This is a genomic window from Lentzea sp. CA-135723, assembly GCF_050936595.1.
In the GTDB taxonomy this organism is placed as follows: domain Bacteria; phylum Actinomycetota; class Actinomycetes; order Mycobacteriales; family Pseudonocardiaceae; genus Lentzea.
Window position 1 is genome coordinate 4,848,394 of sequence record NZ_JBNJMK010000001.1, and the last position, 17,357, is coordinate 4,865,750.

At 69.5% G+C, this 17,357-nt stretch carries 20 protein-coding genes; 8 read left to right on the forward strand and 12 right to left on the reverse strand.

Going from position 1 to position 17,357, the window contains the following annotated elements; translation table 11 throughout:
• Positions 1 to 10: 10 nt before the first annotated feature.
• Together ACQEU1_RS21865 and ACQEU1_RS21870 are read right to left on the reverse strand one after the other, a co-directional pair.
• Complete coding sequence (locus tag ACQEU1_RS21865) at positions 11 to 1,441, reverse strand: leucyl aminopeptidase family protein (protein WP_433204645.1); 1,431 nt, start codon at positions 1,439 to 1,441, stop codon at positions 11 to 13.
• A gap of 115 nt (positions 1,442 to 1,556) precedes the next feature.
• Positions 1,557 to 1,724, reverse strand: a complete 168-nt coding sequence (locus ACQEU1_RS21870; protein WP_065914675.1) for a DUF3117 domain-containing protein — start codon at positions 1,722 to 1,724, stop codon at positions 1,557 to 1,559.
• 289 nt (positions 1,725 to 2,013) lie between these two features.
• Between ACQEU1_RS21870 and ACQEU1_RS21875 the strand changes: the two genes are divergently transcribed.
• Positions 2,014 to 2,811, forward strand: coding sequence for a PaaX family transcriptional regulator (locus ACQEU1_RS21875; RefSeq protein ID WP_433204649.1), 798 nt, complete (start codon positions 2,014 to 2,016; stop codon positions 2,809 to 2,811).
• Between the two features lie 10 nt (positions 2,812 to 2,821).
• The gene (locus ACQEU1_RS21880) at positions 2,822 to 3,607 is read left to right on the forward strand and encodes an enoyl-CoA hydratase-related protein (protein WP_433204652.1); all 786 of its coding nucleotides are present in this window, start codon (positions 2,822 to 2,824) and stop codon (positions 3,605 to 3,607) included.
• Here the strand turns inward: ACQEU1_RS21880 and ACQEU1_RS21885 are convergent.
• From ACQEU1_RS21885 to ACQEU1_RS21905, 5 genes are read right to left on the reverse strand one after another with little or no spacing between them, the layout of a single operon-like run.
• A complete protein-coding gene (locus ACQEU1_RS21885; RefSeq protein WP_433211647.1) occupies positions 3,594 to 4,148 on the reverse strand; it encodes a DNA-3-methyladenine glycosylase I in 555 nt (184 codons plus the stop codon). The two genes, ACQEU1_RS21880 and ACQEU1_RS21885, sit on opposite strands and share 14 nt — an antisense overlap.
• Positions 4,148 to 4,552: an SRPBCC family protein gene (locus tag ACQEU1_RS21890; protein ID WP_433204655.1), complete on the reverse strand. Its 405-nt coding sequence runs from the start codon at positions 4,550 to 4,552 to the stop codon at positions 4,148 to 4,150. The genes ACQEU1_RS21885 and ACQEU1_RS21890 overlap by 1 nt, the downstream gene beginning before the upstream one ends.
• Entirely contained in the window at positions 4,533 to 4,835 is a 303-nt protein-coding gene (locus tag ACQEU1_RS21895; protein ID WP_382440286.1) for a DivIVA domain-containing protein, read from the reverse strand. Before ACQEU1_RS21895 ends, ACQEU1_RS21890 begins: the two co-directional genes overlap by 20 nt.
• On the reverse strand, positions 4,832 to 5,524 hold the full coding sequence (locus ACQEU1_RS21900; RefSeq protein ID WP_433204660.1) for a permease prefix domain 1-containing protein: 693 nt from the start codon (positions 5,522 to 5,524) through the stop codon (positions 4,832 to 4,834). Before ACQEU1_RS21900 ends, ACQEU1_RS21895 begins: the two co-directional genes overlap by 4 nt.
• Positions 5,509 to 5,847 carry a PadR family transcriptional regulator gene (locus ACQEU1_RS21905; protein WP_382440288.1) on the reverse strand — a complete coding sequence of 113 codons (339 nt, stop codon included), beginning with the start codon at positions 5,845 to 5,847 and terminating at the stop codon, positions 5,509 to 5,511. The genes ACQEU1_RS21900 and ACQEU1_RS21905 overlap by 16 nt, the downstream gene beginning before the upstream one ends.
• A 130-nt stretch (positions 5,848 to 5,977) precedes the next feature.
• Here ACQEU1_RS21905 and ACQEU1_RS21910 point away from each other — a divergent pair, with 130 nt between their 5' ends.
• From ACQEU1_RS21910 to ACQEU1_RS21925, 4 genes are read left to right on the forward strand one after another with little or no spacing between them, the layout of a single operon-like run.
• Positions 5,978 to 7,138, forward strand: a complete 1,161-nt coding sequence (locus ACQEU1_RS21910) for a cytochrome ubiquinol oxidase subunit I (protein WP_433204664.1) — start codon at positions 5,978 to 5,980, stop codon at positions 7,136 to 7,138.
• Complete coding sequence (locus tag ACQEU1_RS21915; RefSeq protein WP_433204667.1) at positions 7,138 to 7,761, forward strand: cytochrome d ubiquinol oxidase subunit II; 624 nt, start codon at positions 7,138 to 7,140, stop codon at positions 7,759 to 7,761. The genes ACQEU1_RS21910 and ACQEU1_RS21915 overlap by 1 nt, the downstream gene beginning before the upstream one ends.
• Positions 7,731 to 9,080, forward strand: a complete 1,350-nt coding sequence (locus ACQEU1_RS21920) for an ABC transporter ATP-binding protein/permease (protein ID WP_433204670.1) — start codon at positions 7,731 to 7,733, stop codon at positions 9,078 to 9,080. The genes ACQEU1_RS21915 and ACQEU1_RS21920 overlap by 31 nt, the downstream gene beginning before the upstream one ends.
• Entirely contained in the window at positions 9,077 to 10,378 is a 1,302-nt protein-coding gene (locus ACQEU1_RS21925; RefSeq protein ID WP_433204673.1) for an ATP-binding cassette domain-containing protein, read from the forward strand. The genes ACQEU1_RS21920 and ACQEU1_RS21925 overlap by 4 nt, the downstream gene beginning before the upstream one ends.
• Here the strand turns inward: ACQEU1_RS21925 and ACQEU1_RS21930 are convergent.
• Both ACQEU1_RS21930 and ACQEU1_RS21935 read right to left on the reverse strand, forming a co-directional pair.
• Positions 10,310 to 11,221 (reverse strand): glucosyl-3-phosphoglycerate synthase, encoded by a 912-nt coding sequence (locus ACQEU1_RS21930; protein WP_433204676.1) that lies wholly within the window; start codon positions 11,219 to 11,221, stop codon positions 10,310 to 10,312. The genes ACQEU1_RS21925 and ACQEU1_RS21930 overlap by 69 nt on opposite strands.
• Complete coding sequence (locus ACQEU1_RS21935; RefSeq protein ID WP_433204679.1) at positions 11,221 to 11,559, reverse strand: hypothetical protein; 339 nt, start codon at positions 11,557 to 11,559, stop codon at positions 11,221 to 11,223. The genes ACQEU1_RS21930 and ACQEU1_RS21935 overlap by 1 nt, the downstream gene beginning before the upstream one ends.
• 129 nt (positions 11,560 to 11,688) lie before the next feature.
• Here ACQEU1_RS21935 and ACQEU1_RS21940 point away from each other — a divergent pair, with 129 nt between their 5' ends.
• Both ACQEU1_RS21940 and ACQEU1_RS21945 read left to right on the forward strand, forming a co-directional pair.
• Complete coding sequence (locus tag ACQEU1_RS21940) at positions 11,689 to 13,185, forward strand: CocE/NonD family hydrolase (protein WP_433204682.1); 1,497 nt, start codon at positions 11,689 to 11,691, stop codon at positions 13,183 to 13,185.
• Between the two features lie 10 nt (positions 13,186 to 13,195).
• On the forward strand, positions 13,196 to 14,248 hold the full coding sequence (locus ACQEU1_RS21945) for a winged helix DNA-binding domain-containing protein (RefSeq protein ID WP_433204685.1): 1,053 nt from the start codon (positions 13,196 to 13,198) through the stop codon (positions 14,246 to 14,248).
• On the opposite strand, the gene ACQEU1_RS21950 is transcribed toward ACQEU1_RS21945, so the two are convergent.
• The 3 genes from ACQEU1_RS21950 to dapE form a co-directional block, all read right to left on the reverse strand.
• The gene (locus ACQEU1_RS21950) at positions 14,219 to 14,752 is read right to left on the reverse strand and encodes a TIGR00730 family Rossman fold protein (protein WP_433204688.1); all 534 of its coding nucleotides are present in this window, start codon (positions 14,750 to 14,752) and stop codon (positions 14,219 to 14,221) included. The two genes, ACQEU1_RS21945 and ACQEU1_RS21950, sit on opposite strands and share 30 nt — an antisense overlap.
• Positions 14,753 to 15,488: 736 nt before the next feature.
• Entirely contained in the window at positions 15,489 to 16,265 is a 777-nt protein-coding gene (locus tag ACQEU1_RS21955) for a TIGR00730 family Rossman fold protein (RefSeq protein ID WP_433204691.1), read from the reverse strand.
• A 17-nt stretch (positions 16,266 to 16,282) separates the two neighbouring features.
• Entirely contained in the window at positions 16,283 to 17,350 is a 1,068-nt protein-coding gene (dapE, locus tag ACQEU1_RS21960) for a succinyl-diaminopimelate desuccinylase (protein WP_433204694.1), read from the reverse strand.
• Positions 17,351 to 17,357: the final 7 nt, after the last annotated feature.

Here is a 17,357-nt window from a genome sequence, read left to right on the forward strand (position 1 = left end):
CGTTCGTAGGTTAACGCGAATATTTTTCAGCCAACTGGACGAGCGTCCGCGCGCCGAAGCCCGTCGCGCCCGCGACGACCTCGTCGTAGACCTTCTCCGACCGCGCCGGACCGGCGATGTCGAGGTGCGCCCACGGCACGTCGCCCGCGAACTTCTGCAGGAACAACGCCGCCGTGATGCCACCCGGCCCCGGCGGGCACTGCTTGTAGTCCGCGATCTCGCTGGCGACGGCACCGACGTGCTCCTCCAGCAACGGCATCCGCCACCACTTCTCGCCGACGCCCGCGCCCGCCTCGACGACCTCGGCCGCGAGCTCGTCGGACGCGCTGAACACCGCGCCGGTGCGCAGGCCGAGCGAGACCTTCATGGCGCCGGTCAGCGTCGCCACGTCCACGATCAGGTCGGGCTTGAGGTTCTGCACCGCGTACGCCATCGCGTCGGCCAGCACCATGCGGCCCTCGGCGTCGGTGTTCTGCACCTCGGTGGTCTTGCCGCCGTAGTGCCGCACGACGTCGCCGGGCCGGTAGGAGGCCGCGCCCACGTGGTTCTCGGCGCACGGCACGAGCCCGGTGACCCGGATCGGCAGCTGCCTGCGGGCCACGGCCAGCAGGGCGGAGATCACCGCGCCACCGCCCGCCATGTCGGTGCGCATGAGGTGCATGCCGTCCGCCGGCTTCACCGAGATGCCGCCGGTGTCGAACGTGATGCCCTTGCCGACGAACACCAGGTGCGGCCCGGTCGTGCCGTAGGTCAGCTCGATGAACCGCGGCGGGCGCGCCGAGCCGCCGCCGACCGCGAGCACCCCGCCGAAGCCCTGCTGCGCCAGCCACTTCTCGTCCCGCACGGTCGCGGTCAGGCCGTCGACCTTGTCCGCGAGCTTCGCGGCCGTGGTGGCGAGCCAGCGCGGGTCCTTGACGTTGGACGGCGTGTTGGCGAGGTCGCGGGCGAGCGAGGTGGCGGTGGCGAGCGCGTGGGCCTTCAGCGCGGCCGACGTCAGCACCTCCTCGAAGCCGGTGTCGCCGGTGACGAGCCGCAGCGAGCCGACCCGCTTCGGGGCCTCCTCGGCGGTGACCTTGAACCGGTACCCGCCGAGCGCCGCGCCGAGCACGAACGCGCGCACCTTGTCGGCGTCGAAGTCCGGGGTCAGCAGCACGTCGGCGGTCTTCGGCGCGTCCTCGCCGCTCAGCGCGCGCACGAGCGACGCTCCGGCCGCGCGGTAGTCCGCGAGCGTGCCGGTGCCGACGCCGAGCGTCCAGGCCTCGTCGTGCCGGACCGCCTCCCCCGCCTTGCCGGTGAGGTCGGAGACGTCGATGCCGTCGCCGCCCGGTCCCAGTGCCGGTCCCGTGGCCGTGAGCACGACCTGCGGAACGGCACGGCGCGAGGTGGTGGCCACCTCGACGTCCACGAGCTTGCTCGGCACTGACGGCACCGTCGACGCCACGACTGGACCTCCCCTAACGCATTGACGACCGTTCATTCTCTCCCAGCGCGGAACGAAGCGATGCCCCGGTCTCCACTGTGGAAACCGGGGCTCGACAGCTCCTCGCCGGGGTGCCTCAGCCGGCGGCGGCCTTCAGCGCGTCGCCCAAGGCGCTTGCCTCGTCTGCCGACATCTCGACGACAAGGCGCCCACCACCCTCAAGCGGCACGCGCATGACGATGCCGCGCCCCTCCTTGGTGACCTCAAGGGGACCGTCGCCGGTCCGGGGCTTCATGGCCGCCATCGCGTGCTCCCTCCGTCAACATCTTCCCCGTCCGGCCAGGCCGGATCTGCTCCATTCTCCCCTATCGCGACTCAGGGGCGAAACCGAACCGATCTTTTGGCGAGTCCGGGTGACGGTTGTCGATCTTGACTTGTGCCTGATCAACACCTGTATCCACGACACCACAACACTATCCGCACCGAAGGTCGTCCCGGGCGGTTCCGCGGGGTGAAGGTCACGAAGCGGCGACGGCGGCCGTGTTCCCCGCGACCCGGCACGACCTCGTGTGCGGCGTGACAGACTGGGCCGGGTGCGAGCCCGTTCCGCGCTCTTCGACGTCTACGGCGGCCACCTCCGCGAACGCGGTGGCGCCGCCACCATCGCCGCGCTCGTCCGGTTGCTGGAGCCCCTCGGTTTCGCCGCGCCCGCCGTCCGCACGGCCGTCTCGCGCACGGTCCGGCAGGGCTGGTTGCAGCCCACGCGGCTCCCTGACGGGCCCGGATACGCGATGACACCTCGCGGGGAACGACGTCTGGACGAGGCCGCCGCCCGCATCTACCGCACCGGGCCGTCCACCTGGGACGGTCGCTGGCACGTCGTGGTGCTGGAGGAGCTGCCCGGCCGCGACTCGCGCGACCACCTGGCGTCGGAGCTGCAGCTGCTCGGCTACGGCGCGCTCGGCCCTGTGACGTGGATCGCCCCTCGCCCGTCCCCCGAACTGGCCGACGTCTTGGCTGCCGAACAGGTCGCGGCACGAACTTTTCACGGTTCACACGACGGTGGCGACGCGGACCTCGCGGCGAAGGCCTGGGACCTCGCCGAGCTGGGCCGCGACTACGCCGGTTTCGTCGCGCACTGGCACGAGATCGTGTCCGATGTGGACGAAACGGACGACGCCGCCGCGTTCGCCGCCTCGCAGCGGCTCCTGCACGCGTGGCGGAAGTTCCTGTTCCGCGATCCCGGTCTTCCTGCTGAACTGTTGCCACCGGACTGGCCGGGGCACGCGGCAGCGTCGTTCTTCGACGAACAGACCCTGCGGCTCGCACCGGGCACGAGTCGGTTCGTCGACGAGTGCCTGCGGCCGGTGCGCAACGTTTCCACAGCTTGATGGAGGTCCAGTGTCCGAGCTCCTCGTCGACGACGCCGATGGTGTGCGCACGCTCACGTTCAACCGCCCGGAGTCGTACAACGCCTTCACGACCTCGCTGAAGGAGTCGTTCCTCGCCGCGCTGCAGGACGCGGCGGCCGACCCGTCGGTGCGCGCTCTGGTGATCACGGGCGCGGGCAAGGCGTTCTGCGCGGGCCAGGACCTCAAGGAGCACATCGGCCTGCTCCAGGCAGGCGATCCTGCCCCGTTGAACACGGTCGAGAAGCACTACAACCCGATCGTGCGCGAGCTGATCGCCATGCCGAAGCCGGTGATCGCCGCCGTCAACGGCAGCGCGGCAGGAGCGGGCGCGTCGTTCGCCTACGCGGCGGACCTGCGCATCGCGGGCGCCTCGGCGAAGTTCCTGATGGCGTTCGCCAACGTCGGCCTCACCGCGGACTCCGGCGCGTCGTACACGCTGCCGCGGCTCATCGGGTACGGCCGCGCGATGGAGATGATGCTGCTCGCCCAGCCCGTCAGCGCCGAGGAGGCATTGCGGGTCGGCATGGTCAACCAGGTCGTGCCGGACTCCGAACTGCTGTCCGCCGCGCACCTGCTGGCCGCGAAGCTCGCCAAGGGGCCGACGACGGCGTACGCGAAGATCAAGGAAGCCCTCGCGGCGGCCGCGGACGGCACGCTGGAGGACGCGCTGGAGGCCGAACGCCGCACCCAGGCGGAGTGCGGCGCGACCGACGACCACCGGGAAGCCGTGGACGCGTTCGTGAACAAGCGCGCCCCGGAGTTCACCGGGAAGTAGCGGCCTTCTTCGCGCGGAAGCACGTCGAGATGTGGTCGTCGACCATGCCGGTCGCCTGCATCAGCGCGTAGCACGTGGTGGGGCCGAGGAACTTGAAGCCGCGCTTCTTCAGTTCCTTGGCCATCGCCTTCGACTCGTCGGTGATCGCCGGCACGTCCGCGAACGTCTTCGGCCGCTTGTGCTTCTTCGGGGCGAACGACCACAGCAACGCGTCCAGGTCGACGCCCTCCGACACGATCACCCGCGCGTTGTGGATGGCGGCGTCGATCTTCATCCTGTTCCGGACGATGCCCGCGTCGGCCATCAGCCGTTCCACGTCCGCGGGACCGAACTTCGCCACCAGCATCGGGTCGAAGTCGCCGAAGGCCGCGCGGAACGCCGGGCGCTTGCGCAGGATCGTGATCCACGACAGGCCGGATTGGAACGCCTCCAACGACATCCGCTCGTAGAGCTCGGGGGTGCCGTGCAGTTCGACGCCCCACTCGGTGTCGTGGTAGTCGGCGTAGTCCGGGGTCGAGTCGCCCCACGGGCAGCGGACGATCACCGGTACTCCTCGGCGAAACGGGCGAAGCGCTGCAGCGAACGCTGCAACATCAGCACGAAGAGCGGCTTCACCAACGGGTAGAAGAACGGCACGTCGAGGCGTTCGCTCCACACGAAACGGCTGCCGCGCACGGCGAACACGCCCGTGCCGCGCACGACGCGGCCCAGGTGGAGGACCTCCACGGCGTGCGGCGGGTCCCAGCGGGTGATCCGCATGCGGTCGCTGACGCCGAACGTGCGTGCGTCGATCTCGCTGCCGACGGAGCGCCCGTCGCCCGCGACGACGGACACGGTCGTGCCGAAGATCCACTCCGACTGGCGCTCCCAGTCGGACATGGCGCGGAAGATGACGTCCGGCGGCGCGGCGACCTCGACGGTCAGCTCAAGCTCGGTGGTGCTCACTGCTCTCCAGCTCCTCGACCCGTGCCCGCAGCGTCTCGACCTCGGCCGAGAGCCGTTGCAACGCCCAGTCGACCTCGCTCATCTTGTAGCCCCGGAACACCTGCTGGAACTTCAGGCCGCGCACGTCCTCCGCGGTGATGTCCTCGGCCGGCAGCCGCGTGGGCGACGCTCCGGGCGGCAGCGGCGCGAGCTCCTCGCCGCGCCCGAACACCAACGCCGCGAGCAGGAACACCACTGCCGCGACGGCGATCATCACGATCAGGTAGATCAGGGCGTTGGTCACGCGACGATCGTGGCACAGCTCAGGCTGCGGCGAGCGAGCAGACCGAGACGAACGATCACGATCCAGGTGATCAGGCTCGCGATGCTCATCGGCAGCGACTGCAGCAGCCGGGACGCGTCGACGTGCGCGGTGGCGAGGATGATCGAGACGTTGCCGAGCAGCACGGCCCCGACTGCGGCCAGCGCGACGCCCGCACCGATCTTGGCCAGCAGTTTCGTGTCGAGCCGGCGCGCGAGCACCCGGCCGAGGATCAACGCCACCAGCGCCACACCGGACGCGATGCCGCTCGTCAGGTCGTTGGCCTTGGCGACGAACAGGTACCAGGGCGGCGGCATCGTGCCGAAGTCCTGCCACGGCCCGATGAACAGCATCCGGCCGTACTCCCACGTCATGTGCATCAACGGCAACACGATCGCGAGCCACACGAGCGTGCGCGTGCCATAGGCGACGGCGAGTTCGGCCTGGTACTCGTTGGCGATCTCGCGGACCGGCCCGAACTCCTCGACCGCGCGCTGCTGCGCCTCGGTCTCGTCCAGGCCGCGGTCCAGGTGCGCCTCGGTCGCGTCGGTGAGGCTGTCCCGCGCCTCCGTGAGCAGGTCGCGGACCTGCTTCTTCGAGCCCTGCAACCGCGCCCCGAGATCGGACACGTACCTGTCGATCACGCCGGCGTCCATCACGTCTGCGCCCACTTGCCGTCACCCCCCAGCACGCCGTCGATGACCGTCGTGAACTCGCGCCACGCGCTGCGCTCGGCGTTCAGGGCCCGCTGCCCCGCCTGCGTGAGCTTGTACGTGCGGCGCTTGCGCCCGCCGACGGTGCTCCAGTCGCTCACCACGTGACCGGCTCGTTCGAGGCGCCGCAACGCCGGGTAGACCGTGCCGGTCGGGAGGTCGAGCGCTCCCCCGCTGCCCTGCTGCAACGCCTCGATGATCGCGTAACCGTGCAGCTCCCGGCCGTCGAGCGTGGCCAGCAGCAACGCGTCGAGATGACCGCGGAGCGCGTCGGGCTTCATGGGTGGCGACTCTACTGATGCGGGGCTCGGAACGGCCCCTGGTCTTGCCGTCAGGGTCGGCCCTGAGATCCCCCTGAGATGCGTGCGGAGGCCTTAATAAGTAGGCGCGCTACGCATAGCGTCTCTACCCATGAGCGCAGTAGACCTCGCCCGGCTCCAGTTCGCGTTGACGACGTCGTTCCACTTCCTGTTCGTGCTGCTCACGCTGGGTCTCGTGACGTTGCTCGTGATCATGCAGACGCGGTTCACGATCACCGGCGCGCCCGTCCACGAGCGGATGACGCGGTTCTGGGGCCGCATCTACGTGATCAACTACGCGCTCGGGATCGTCACCGGCATCGTGATGGAGTTCCAGTTCGGCCTGAACTGGTCGGGCCTCGCGACCTACGCCGGCGACGTGTTCGGGGCACCGCTCGCGCTGGAGACGCTGATCGCGTTCTTCCTCGAGTCGACGTTCCTCGGCCTGTGGATCTTCGGCTGGGGCAGGCTCAACCGCTGGGTGCACCTGGCTCTGCTGTACGCCACCGCCCTGACGGCGTTCGCGTCGGCGTTCTGGATCATGGCGGCGAACGGCTTCCTGCAGCACCCGGTCGGCTACCGGGTCGACGGCGACGTGCTGCGGCTGGACGACTTCGGCGCGCTGCTGACCAACCCGACGTTCACCTCCGCGCTGACGCACGTGGTCTTCGCGGCGATCACCGCCGGTGGCGTGTTCATGACCGGCGTCTCGGCGTACCACTTCATCAAGCGGACGCCGGAGGTCGACTTCTTCCGCCGCTCGCTGCGGATGGGCGTGTGGACGACCGCTTTGGCCACCCCGTCGCTGATCGGCGCCGGCTTCGCGCAGTTCCCGGTGATCGCCCAGTACCAGCCGGGCAAGTCCGAGGCGACACCATGGGTCGGCGCGCCCCTCGGGTTCATGATCATGATCGGGATGGCGCTGACGACCGTCAGCTGGTTCACGCTGCCGCTGCTGTTCCGCGACGCCGTGATCCGGATGCGCTTTCCGTTGTACCTCATGGTGATCGGCGTTCCGCTGCCGTTCGCGGCGGCCATCTTCGGGTGGATGTTCCGGGAGATCGGGCGGCAGCCGTGGCTGATCTACGGGCTGCTGCGCACCGAGGACGCCGTGTCGCATGTGGACGCTTCGCAGATCCTGTTGTCGCTCATCGTGTTCACGTCCCTGTTCGTGGTGCTGGCCTGCGTCGACTGGGCGTTGATCGCGCGTGCGGTCCGTCGCGGTCCGGACGTGGCGCCCGCCCCTGTCTCGCCGTTGGTGGTGACGCTCTGATGGAGATCCTCTGGTTGACGTTGCTCGGTGTGCTGACCGCCGGGTACTTCGCGCTGGCCGGGTTCGACTACGGCTCGGGGTTGCTGCTGCCGTTCCGCGGCCGCGAGGTCGTGCTGCGGCAGATGAACCCGTTCTTCCTCGGCAACGAGGTGTGGCTGGTCGCGGCGATCGGCGTGCTGTTCGCGGCGTTCCCGCGGCTCGAAGGCGAGCTGCTGTCGGGTGCGCACAGCACGTTCACGCTGGTCCTGGCCGGGCTGGTGTTGTTCATGGCGGCCGTGCAGCTGCGGTTGTGGTGGTGGCTGGTGTTCACCGGCGCGTTGATGGTGTCGGTGGGCTGGGGGCTCTTCCTGGCGCACCTGCTGCACGCGCCGTGGCCCGTCGCGTTCGTGATGCCGGTGCTGTTCGTGCTGCACGGCTGGGTGTTCCAGACCCGGCGGTGGAAGGTCTTCCCGGTCACGGCGGCCCTGTGCGCGCTGCCGATCCCGCTCGCGTTCAGCTCGATCGACGTCACCGGGCTGATGGCGCACTCCGACACGCTCGGCCTGCTCGCGTGGGTCGCGATCCCGGTCATCCCGCTGGTGGTGGTGCTGCAATGGTCGATCGTCGCCATCTCCTCGCGCTGATCCCGATCCCGTTCCTCGTGCTGGCGCAGGCCGAACTGCTGGCGTCGGTGCTGAGCGGCGGACCAGGACTTGTCCTGCTGTGCCTGGTGATCGCCGCGCGGGTGCTGGTCTGGTGGGCGCACCGCGTCCTCGCCCACCGCGCCGCCGAACGCACCCGAACCCGCCTGCGCGAGGCGTTCCTGCGCACGCCCGGCGCCAAGGCCGGTGAGGTCGCCACGCTGGTCACGCGGGGCGTGCACGACGTGACGCCGTACGTCGTGGGCTATCTGCCGCAGCAGGTCCTGGCCGTCGTGGTGCCCCTCGCGGTCGTGGTCAGGCTGGGGTTCGCGGACCTGACGGCGGCGTTGACGATCCTCGCGACGCTGCCGTTGATCCCGATCTTCGGGGCGCTGGTCGGCGCGCACACCCGTGAGCGCACGGCCCGGCAGTGGGACGCCCTGGCCGCGCTCGGCGGCCACTTCCTGGACGTGGTCAGGGGAATCGGCACGCTGCGGGCGTTCGGTCGAGCCGAGGCGCAGTCCGAGACGGTCCGCGAGCTCGCCGCGCGGCACCAGACCGAGACGATGTCCGCGCTCAGGGTCGCGTTCCTGTCGGCGTTCGTGCTGGAGGTCGTGGCGACGATGTCGGTGGCGCTGGTCGCCGTGCCGGTCGGGCTCCGGCTGCTCGACGGCGGGGTGCCGTTGCAGACCGCACTCCTCGTGCTCTTCCTCGCACCAGAAGCGTTCCTGCCGCTCCGGGCGGCCGGGGCGCAGTACCACGCCAGCGCGCAGGGCCGTGAGGTGCTCGCGAAAGTCCCGGCGCACAACGAGACCAGCGGTCAGACCCCGCCCGATCTCGGCAAGGCCGAGATCGTGTTCGAGAACGTGTCGGTGCGCAGCCTGAAGAACTTCTCGCTCACCATCTCCCCCGGCGACCGGATCGCGCTGGTCGGCCCGAGCGGCGCGGGCAAGAGCACGATTCTGGGGCTGCTGCTGGGTTTCGTGCGTCCCGACGACGGCAGGGTGCTCGTCGGCGGCGTCGACCTGAACGACCTCGACCACCGCCAATGGCTGGACTCCCTTTCCTGGGTGCCGCAACGCCCCACGCTCGTCCCGGCGAACCTCTCGTCCGGCGAGCAGCAACGCGTCGCACTCGCCACCGCGCTCGACCGCCGCGAAGCCGGCCTCTTCCTGCTCGACGAACCCACCGCGCACCTCGACGCGGACACGGAGTCCCTTGTGCTCCAGGCAACCCGTGAGTTCACGAAAGGCCGCACGGCCGTGATCGTCGCGCATCGCCCGACACTGCTGAACGAGGTCGACAGGGTGGTCCACGTATGAAGCTCGCGATCCTCGTCGGCACGCTCGCCGAACTGGCCGGCGTCGGCCTCACCGCCACCGCGACCTGGCTGATCATGCGCGCCGCCGAACACCCGCCGATGCAGGCGCTGACCGTGGCGATCGTCGCCGTCCGCACGCTCGCCCTCGCCAAGGGCGCCCTGCGCTACCTGGAACGCCTGACCAGCCACAAAGCCGTGCTCAGCGAGGCCGTCGAGCTGCGCGGCCGGGTCTACGACGACCTCGCGCACCGCGAGCACGTCCCGTCCGGCACCGCGCTCACCCGCATCGTCACGAACGTCGACCAGCACCTCAACACCAGGCTCCGCGCCACCCTGCCGTGGCTCACCGTGGCACTGGTGGGCGCCACCGCGGTCGCGTTCTCCGGCTTCTCGCTCCCCCTGGTCGCCGGTCTGCTGATCAACCTCGCCCTGCTGCCGTGGCTCGCCATCAGGAACCCGCGCGACCTGACCCCGTTGCGCGCCAGGCTGACCGACCAGACCACCGAACTGGTCCACAGCAAAGAAGAACTGATCGCCTACGGCCTGTTCGACGAAAAACTCGCCGCAGCGACCAAAACCGCGAAAGAACTGTCACGCGGCGAACGCACCCGAGACCTGACCCCGCTGGCCATCGCCGTCCAGTTCGCCACCGCGATCGCGCTGCTCGCCCAGCACGAACCGGGCTGGCTGATCATGGCCGCCGTCGCCACGTTCGAGATCACCATCCCGCTCGCGGCCCTCACCATGCCCAGGCCGGAACCCACCGGCGAACCCGCGCCCGCCATCACCCACAACGCACCTGAGCTGCACGGACGTACCGCGATCGTCGGCCCGAGCGGTGCCGGCAAGACCACCCTGCTCAACGCGATCGCGCACGACCTGGAGCCCAGCAGGGGCGCGCTGGCCGACGCGCACGTCTTCCACACCACGGTCCGCACCAACGTCCTGCTGGCCAAACCCGATGCCACCCAACAGGAACTCGACAGGGCCGCCGGGATCACCGAACTGGACCTCAACTGGGACCAGGTCGTCGGCGAACGCGGCGAGGAGATCTCCGGAGGCCAACGCCAGCGCCTGATCCTGACCAGAACGGTCCTGGCCCGCCCCGAGGTCCTCCTGATGGACGAACCCACCGAAGGCTTGGACCCGCTCCAAGCAGACCGGGTCCTCGCGAAGGTCCTGGACGACCACGGCGGCCCGGCCCTGGTCGTCACGCACCGGACCGAGCAGCTAGCCCTGTTCGAGCACGTGCACCATCGGCGGCCGATCGGCGACGACCACGTCCGTCGAGTCGGGTAGCCACTCGCCCCCGACCTGCACGAACTGCGTCAGCGGACCAGACTCCGCGGCCACGCCACAGCGGGCCAGCGCCGTCCCCATGATCTGCGACGACATCGCGCCGAGCTGCAGCAACGACCGGTTCCGGTGCTTGCGCACGCCCAGGTTCACCTGCGCCAGCGCCGCCAGCCCGTGCACCCGGTGCACGTCCAGCAGCAGCCCGATCTCCACGCCGTACCCGGCCGCGAACGGCACGGACTCCAAAAAGGACCGGGTGGCCGCGTACTCGCCGCCGAGCGGTTGCACCACACCGGAGAGCTCCGGCCGCAGCGTGTTCAGCAACGGCCGCGCCACCAGTTCCGTGACGCGCCCGCCGCCGGAGCTCTCCAGCCGCAACGGGCGCCGGTAGAACCCCTTCACCAGGTGCACATCGGCGTCCAGCAGCAACGGCCCGAGCAACGCCGTCACGAACGCGGTCTCCGGATCGACCAGGTCCGAGTCCAGGAAGACGATCAGGTCCCCGGTGGTCGCGGCCAGCGACCGCCACAGCACCTCGCCCTTGCCGGGCACCGGCGGCAGCCACGGCACGACGTCCTCGCGCAGCACCACCCGCGCCCCGGCCTCGGCGGCGACCTCGACCGTCCGGTCCGTGGACCCGGAGTCCATCACCACGAGCTCGTCGACGAGCGTCCCGAGCAACGGCCTGACCACGGCGACGACGTCACCGACGGTCTCCTCCTCGTTCAACGCGGGCAGCACCACGGACACCGTCCGCCCGCGCTTCAACGCCACGAGGTCGTCGACGGTCCAGGACGGCTGCTGCCAGGTGTGCGTGGCGAACCAGGCTTCGACGGAGGGCAGCATCAGGCCAGCGCCCGCATCGCACGAGCCGGCGGACGGGTCCCGACCACACTCGCCACCATCTCCACAACCTTCCTCGCCTGCCGTACGTCGGACGCACGAACGGCCCGTGCGCCGGACATCGCAGCCACTGTGGCAGCCGCCAGGGTGAAGTCCTCGTCCCCTGGGGGGATCGTCACGACATCCACCGTTTCGGTGAGCGACGGCAGGTCCAGCTCGCCGTCGAACTCGACGACGTCGGCTCCGGCGGCGACCACCTGAGCCAACGCGTCCGCGCTGGTCAGATGCGCAACGACCAGGACCCGGTCTTTCGGCAGCTCAGTGACGCGGAATCGGTTCACGCCACCCAGCGTAAACACCCGCACTGACAGTGACCTGGCTCACAGGGTCTTGCTACCCACGAGTAGCAGCCTGGTTTACTCCGCAGTAACAACCCTGTGTGATCTACGTCATGGTCAAGGAGGACCAGCGTGCGACGATCACTTGTTTTGGTCCTGGTACTCCTCACAACCCTGCTCGGTGCTCCGGTCGCCGCAACGGCCGCTCCCGGACACCAGATCTCCTACCGCTCGATCCCCGGCGTCGGTGGCACCACCCTGAAGGCCCTCGTCGTCGAACCGACCGGTCAGGGCCCCGGCCCGTTCCCGTTGCTCGTGATGCCGTCCAGCTGGGCGGTCCCGAACATCGAGTACGTGGGCGCGGCCGCGAAGCTCGCCAAGCAGTCCGGTTACGTCGTCGTGAGCTACACCAGCCGCGGCTTCTGGGACTCGGGCGGCACGATCGACGTGGCGGGCCCCGAGACCGTCGGGGACGTCAGCCTGGTCATCGACTGGGCCATCGCCAACGCGCACGCCGACGGCACCAAGGTCGGTGCGGCCGGCATCTCGTACGGGGCGGGCCAGTCCCTGCTGGCCGCGGCGAACGACAAGCGCATCAAGGCCGCGGCCGCGTTGAGCACGTGGACCGACCTGGCCCGTTCGCTCTACCCGAACAACACCGTGAACAAGCAGGCCGTGGAGGTCCTGCTCGCCGCGGGCAAGGCCACCGGACGTCCCGGTCCCGTCCTGCAGGAGGCAGAGGACGCGTACCGCGACGGCAGGTTCTGGGAGGTCGTCCCGATCTCCGCGGAGCGCTCGGCGGCGTCCAAGATCGCGCAGATCAACGCCAACGGCACCGCCGTGATGCTCGGCAACGCCTGGAACGACGGCATCTTCGCTCCAGGCCAGATCACCGACTTCTACGGCAAGCTGACGGGTCCAAAGCGACTCATGCTCTCGCCGGGCGACCACGCCACCGCCGAGCTCTTCGGCGCGGCGGGCCTGCCCAACGAGATCTGGGAGTCCGTCGGCCGCTGGTTCGACCGCTACGTCAAGGGCGTCTCGAACGGCATCGACACCGAACAACCCGTCCAGCTCAAGCCCAACAACGGCGGCGCCTGGCGGGCGTTCCCTGCCTGGCCGAACGCCAACGTGGAGACCCTCCAACTCGACGGCAAGCGGATCACCGCGGGCTGGGGCACGGTCGCCGACAGCGGCACCATCCTGCTCTCCGGTGCCCTGCAAGGGTTCCTGAACATCCCGACGGGCGTCTCCCTGCCGTTCGTCGACAGGAACGTCGCCGGCGTCTGGAACGGCCCGTACTACTCCCGCACCACCACGCTGGCGGGCACGCCTCGCCTCACCCTGACGGTCACCCCGAGCGCCGAAACGACGACCCTCTTCGCGTACCTGTACGAGGTGGGCCCGCTCGGTCTGGGCGCTCTGATCACGCACAAGCCGATCAAGGTCACCGGCGCCGGCCGCACGCAGACCCTCGCCGTGGACCTGGAACCGACCGTCTGGAACGTCGACGCGGGCAACCGGGTCGCACTGGTGATCGACACGGTCGACCCGCGTTATCTGACGGAATCAACTCGCGGCTCAACCGTCACCTTCGGACCGTCGAGCCTCACCATCCCGAAGGCGTAAGAATGTCGGGGTGGACCTCACCCGGCAACAGGTGCTCCTCCACCGGATCCACCAGCACGAACTGGACCGGCGGACCAGCGACGCGACCGAGCTGGCGGTGTTCTCCCTGGGCATCCAGGACAACACCGCCGGCGCGGCCGTGCTGAGCCTCGCCGCCAGGCTGAAAACACCGGCCGCGGACGACTTCACGCACACCTGGTCCGTCCGCGGCGCCCCGCACCTGCACCGGGCGGGAGAGCTGAAAGCGTTCTCCCGGGCCCTCTGGCCGTGGAGCGACGCCGACGCCCGAGCGCGCGCGGCCCGCCCGAAGGCCGACGACATGCTCGCCGCCCTCCGCCACATCGCGACCGCGATGCGCTCCATCGTCACCAAGCCGATGACCAAGGGCGACCTCAGCAAGGCCCTCACCCCGCTGGCACCGGCCCAGACCGTCGAACCGTGCCGGGGCTGCGGCACCGAGCACGTGAGCGACCCGATCTTCCGCCTCGGCGCCCTCCCGGCAGGCCTGCGCATCCTCCCGGAGGAGAAGACCGTCACGTTCGAACGAATCCACGGCTGGCCGGGCGTCCCGCGCAAAACGGCGGGCTTCGACGAACTGATCCACCGCTACCTGACCCTGCACGGCCCGGCGGGACCGTCCGAAGTGGCCAGTTACTTCGGCACCACCGTCCGCGAGCTCAAGAAGCGCTGGCCCAAAGAAGGCCTCGTCGAGGTCACCGTGGAAGGCAACCAGGCCTGGCTGCCGGAAGACGTGGAGATCGTCGACGCCGACCCACCGGACGTCCGCCTGCTCCCGCCGACCGACCCGTACCTCCAGGCCCGCGACCGCGACCTGCTCCTGCCGGACAAGGCAGCCCAGAAGGACATCTTCCGCATCCTGGGGCGCAGGGGCGCCATCCTCGTGGACGGCGAGATCGCAGGCTCCTGGCAGGGCAAGGTCGTCTCCGGCAAACGCTACGAGGTCACCGCGACCCCGTACCGCCCACTCCCCGACCTCCTGCCGGAGACCGAACTCCTGGCCCAGGCCAAGGGCCTAGACGACGCAAGCGTCAAGAGCAACTGACACGTCGTCCGTGACGACCAGCGAACTCAAGGCCGCGTGCGACACGAAGCCCTTGTCCCGCAACTCCGTCAACCACTCCACCAACCCCTTGTAGTGGTTGTCGACGTCCAGCAGCACGACCGGCTTCCGATGCATGCCGAGCACCCCGGCAGTCCACACCTCGAAGAACTCCTCAGCGGTACCAATGCCGCCGGGCAAGGTCAGAAACGCGTCCGCCTTGTCGTCCATCATCTTCTTGCGCTCGCGCATGGTGTCGACCACGTGCAACTCGGTCGACTCCCGGTCGGCGATCTCGCGGGTCGCCAACCCCTTGGGAATCACCCCGTAGGTGTGCGCCCCACCGGCACGGGCCTCCCTGGCCACCGCGCCCATCATCGAGGTCTGCCCACCACCCCACACGAGGTGCCAGCCACGGGCAGCGATCTGGCGCCCGACCTCGGCGGCGAGGTCGACATAGCTCTGGGGAACGGTGGCGAGGCTCCCGCAATACACAGCAACGTACATAACCCTGAAGTCCACTCCTCGCAGGAAGACGGCACCCTATCGCCCACGCGTGGCCACGCAGATCGCAGGCTGACGCAGGGGTCCCCTGGGACTCAGGCTCCCCCGCGACCCAACGTACCGAGAGGGTCTGACACTCCGGCTGGATCTCGGCAGCGCACCCACCGCAAGGCGACCACCACGCAAGCTCGGCGCGCGCACCCAACAGCAGTCGTCAACGCAGCCCAACCACGCACGCAAACCAGGCGCGCGCACCCAACTGCAGTCGTCAACGCAGCCCAACCACGCACGCAAACCAGGCGCGCGCACCCAACTGCAGTCGTCAACGCATCCCAACCACGCACGCAGGCCAGGCGCGCGCTCTCAACCGGACAGCCAACAACGCAAGCCCACCAACTACGAATCCTGGCGTGGCGAAGCGGAGCGAGCCCGAACGGGCTGATGCCCGGCTGGTCAGCGGTCGGACCCATCGATGGCGATTGGGGCTTGACTTTGGGTGCGAGGTGCTACCACTAGTGGCTCGGCCGGGCCTCTTTTCAGCCCGGCCTTTTCCGGTCCGACAAGCACCTCGCAAGGGCCCCGAAGTCAAGCCCCAATCGCCACCCCGCACTTCGACAGGACCCGCGCGAACACCCTCGCAACCGCAGCCCAACCCCAGGAACGCAACCAACCCCGCTGGAACAGGAACCGGCCTACGAAACCGGAACCGGAACCGGAACCGGCACCCCGAGCGAACAGGTCAGTGCGCGTCGCCCCAAGCCTTGTGCGCGTCCTTGACCACCCGGACCGCATCATCGATGTCGTCCGTCAGGTGCAACAGGGCGAGGTCCTTCTCCCCGACCTTCCCACCCTCCAGCACCGAGTTCTGGATCCAGTCGTACAACCCCTGCCAGTACGACGTCCCGAACAGCACCACCGGGAACTTCGTGACCTTCTTCGTCTGCACCAACGTCAAGGCCTCGAACAGCTCGTCAAGCGTCCCGAACCCACCAGGCAGACAGATGAACGCCTGCGAGTACTTGATGAACATCGTCTTCCGCACGAAGAAGTACCGGAAGTTGACCCCGAGATCGACCCAGGGGTTCAGCCCCTGCTCGAAAGGCAGCTCGATCCCCAGGCCGATGGAGAACCCGCCGGCCTCGGAACACCCGCGGTTGACGGCCTCCATCGCACCGGGCCCGCCCCCGGTGATCGCCGCGAACCCTGCCTCGGCCAGCGCGGCCCCGAGGTCGCGCCCGATCTGGTACTCGGGGTGGTCCCGCCCGGTCCGCGCGGACCCGAACACGGTCACCGCCGACGGCACCTCGGCCAGGGCGCCGAAGCCCTCCACGAACTCGGCCTGGATCCGCAGCACCCGCCACGGGTCCGTGTGCACCCAGTCCGACGGGCCGCGGGAGTCCAGCAGGCGCTGATCAGTGGTGGTGAGCTCGTCCTTGCGGTCCCGCCGCAGCACGACCGGGCCACGCTGCTTCTCGGTGGGGCGCTCGTCGACGGCGCCGTTCTTCTCCTCGTTCATCACTGAGATGCTAGTGATCAGTCCAGCAGAAATCGCTTAAGCACGTCGAAACACCCGGTGATCTGCTGGACCGGCACGTGCTCCTCCTGGGTGTGCGCGAGCGTCGGGTCGCCGGGCCCGAAGTTCACCGCGGGCATGCCCAGCGCGGCGAACCGCGCCACGTCCGTCCAGCCCAGCTTGGCCACGGGCGTCCCACCGGCGGCCGCGATCAACTCTTGGGAAACCGGAGCGCCCAGCCCCGGCAACGCGCCGCCGGCGAAGTCCGTGACCACGACGTCGAAACCGGAGAACACCTCACGCAGGTGCGCCTCGGCCTCGGCGACGGACCGGTCCGGTGCGAACCGGTGGTTCACGGTCAGCACGGCGGAGTCCGGCACGACGTTCCCGGCGACGCCACCGGAGATCTTCACCGCCTGCAGGCCCTCGTGGTACTGGCAGCCGTCGATCAGGGGCTGCCGCGGCACGTACGACTCCAGCCGCCGCAACGCCTCGCCCAGGCCGTGGATGGCGTTGGAACCCATCCACGCGCGGGCCGTGTGCGCACGCTTGCCCGAGGTCGTGATCTCGATCCGCATCGTGCCCTGGCAGCCGGCCTCGACGACGCCGTTCGAGGGCTCGCACACGATCGCGAGGTCGCCGAGCAGCCACTCCGGCAGGTCGCGCTGGATGCGGGTGAGGCCGTTGCGCTCCGCCTCGATCTCCTCGCAGTCGTAGAAGACGAACGTGAGGTCGTAGGCAGCGGACGAGCTCAGCGCGGCGAGGGCGAGCATGACCGCGTCGCCGCCCTTCATGTCCACGGTGCCGCAGCCGTGCAGGACGTCGCCCTCGCGGCGGCTGGGGAAGTTCTGGTTGATCGGCACGGTGTCGAGGTGCCCGGCGAGCACGACCCGGCGGCCGCGGCCCAGCGATGTCCGCGCCAGCACGGCGTTCCCCGAACGGGTGATCTCCAGGTGCGGCGCGTGCACGCGCAAGGAGCGTTCGACGAGGTCCGCGATCTCCGCCTCCTCCCCGGACACGCTGCGCACATCCACGAGCGCGGTCGTCAGGTCGATCGGGTCGGCGAGGAGATCAAGGGTGTCGGACACGCGGTTC

Bases quoted from the DNA above. Each gene is read 5' to 3' on its own strand.
- ACQEU1_RS21870 (WP_065914675.1), bottom strand. From the start codon at position 1,724: ATGGCGGCCATGAAGCCCCGGACCGGCGACGGTCCCCTTGAGGTCACC.
- ACQEU1_RS21905 (WP_382440288.1), bottom strand. From the start codon at position 5,847: ATGAAGCCCGACGCGCTCCGCGGTCATCTCGACGCGTTGCTGCTGGCC.
- ACQEU1_RS21910 (WP_433204664.1), top strand. From the start codon at position 5,978: ATGAGCGCAGTAGACCTCGCCCGGCTCCAGTTCGCGTTGACGACGTCG.
- ACQEU1_RS21915 (WP_433204667.1), top strand. From the start codon at position 7,138: ATGGAGATCCTCTGGTTGACGTTGCTCGGTGTGCTGACCGCCGGGTAC.
- ACQEU1_RS21920 (WP_433204670.1), top strand. From the start codon at position 7,731: ATGGTCGATCGTCGCCATCTCCTCGCGCTGATCCCGATCCCGTTCCTC.
- ACQEU1_RS21925 (WP_433204673.1), top strand. From the start codon at position 9,077: ATGAAGCTCGCGATCCTCGTCGGCACGCTCGCCGAACTGGCCGGCGTC.
- ACQEU1_RS21930 (WP_433204676.1), bottom strand. From the start codon at position 11,221: ATGCTGCCCTCCGTCGAAGCCTGGTTCGCCACGCACACCTGGCAGCAG.
- ACQEU1_RS21950 (WP_433204688.1), bottom strand. From the start codon at position 14,752: ATGTACGTTGCTGTGTATTGCGGGAGCCTCGCCACCGTTCCCCAGAGC.
- ACQEU1_RS21955 (WP_433204691.1), bottom strand. From the start codon at position 16,265: ATGAACGAGGAGAAGAACGGCGCCGTCGACGAGCGCCCCACCGAGAAG.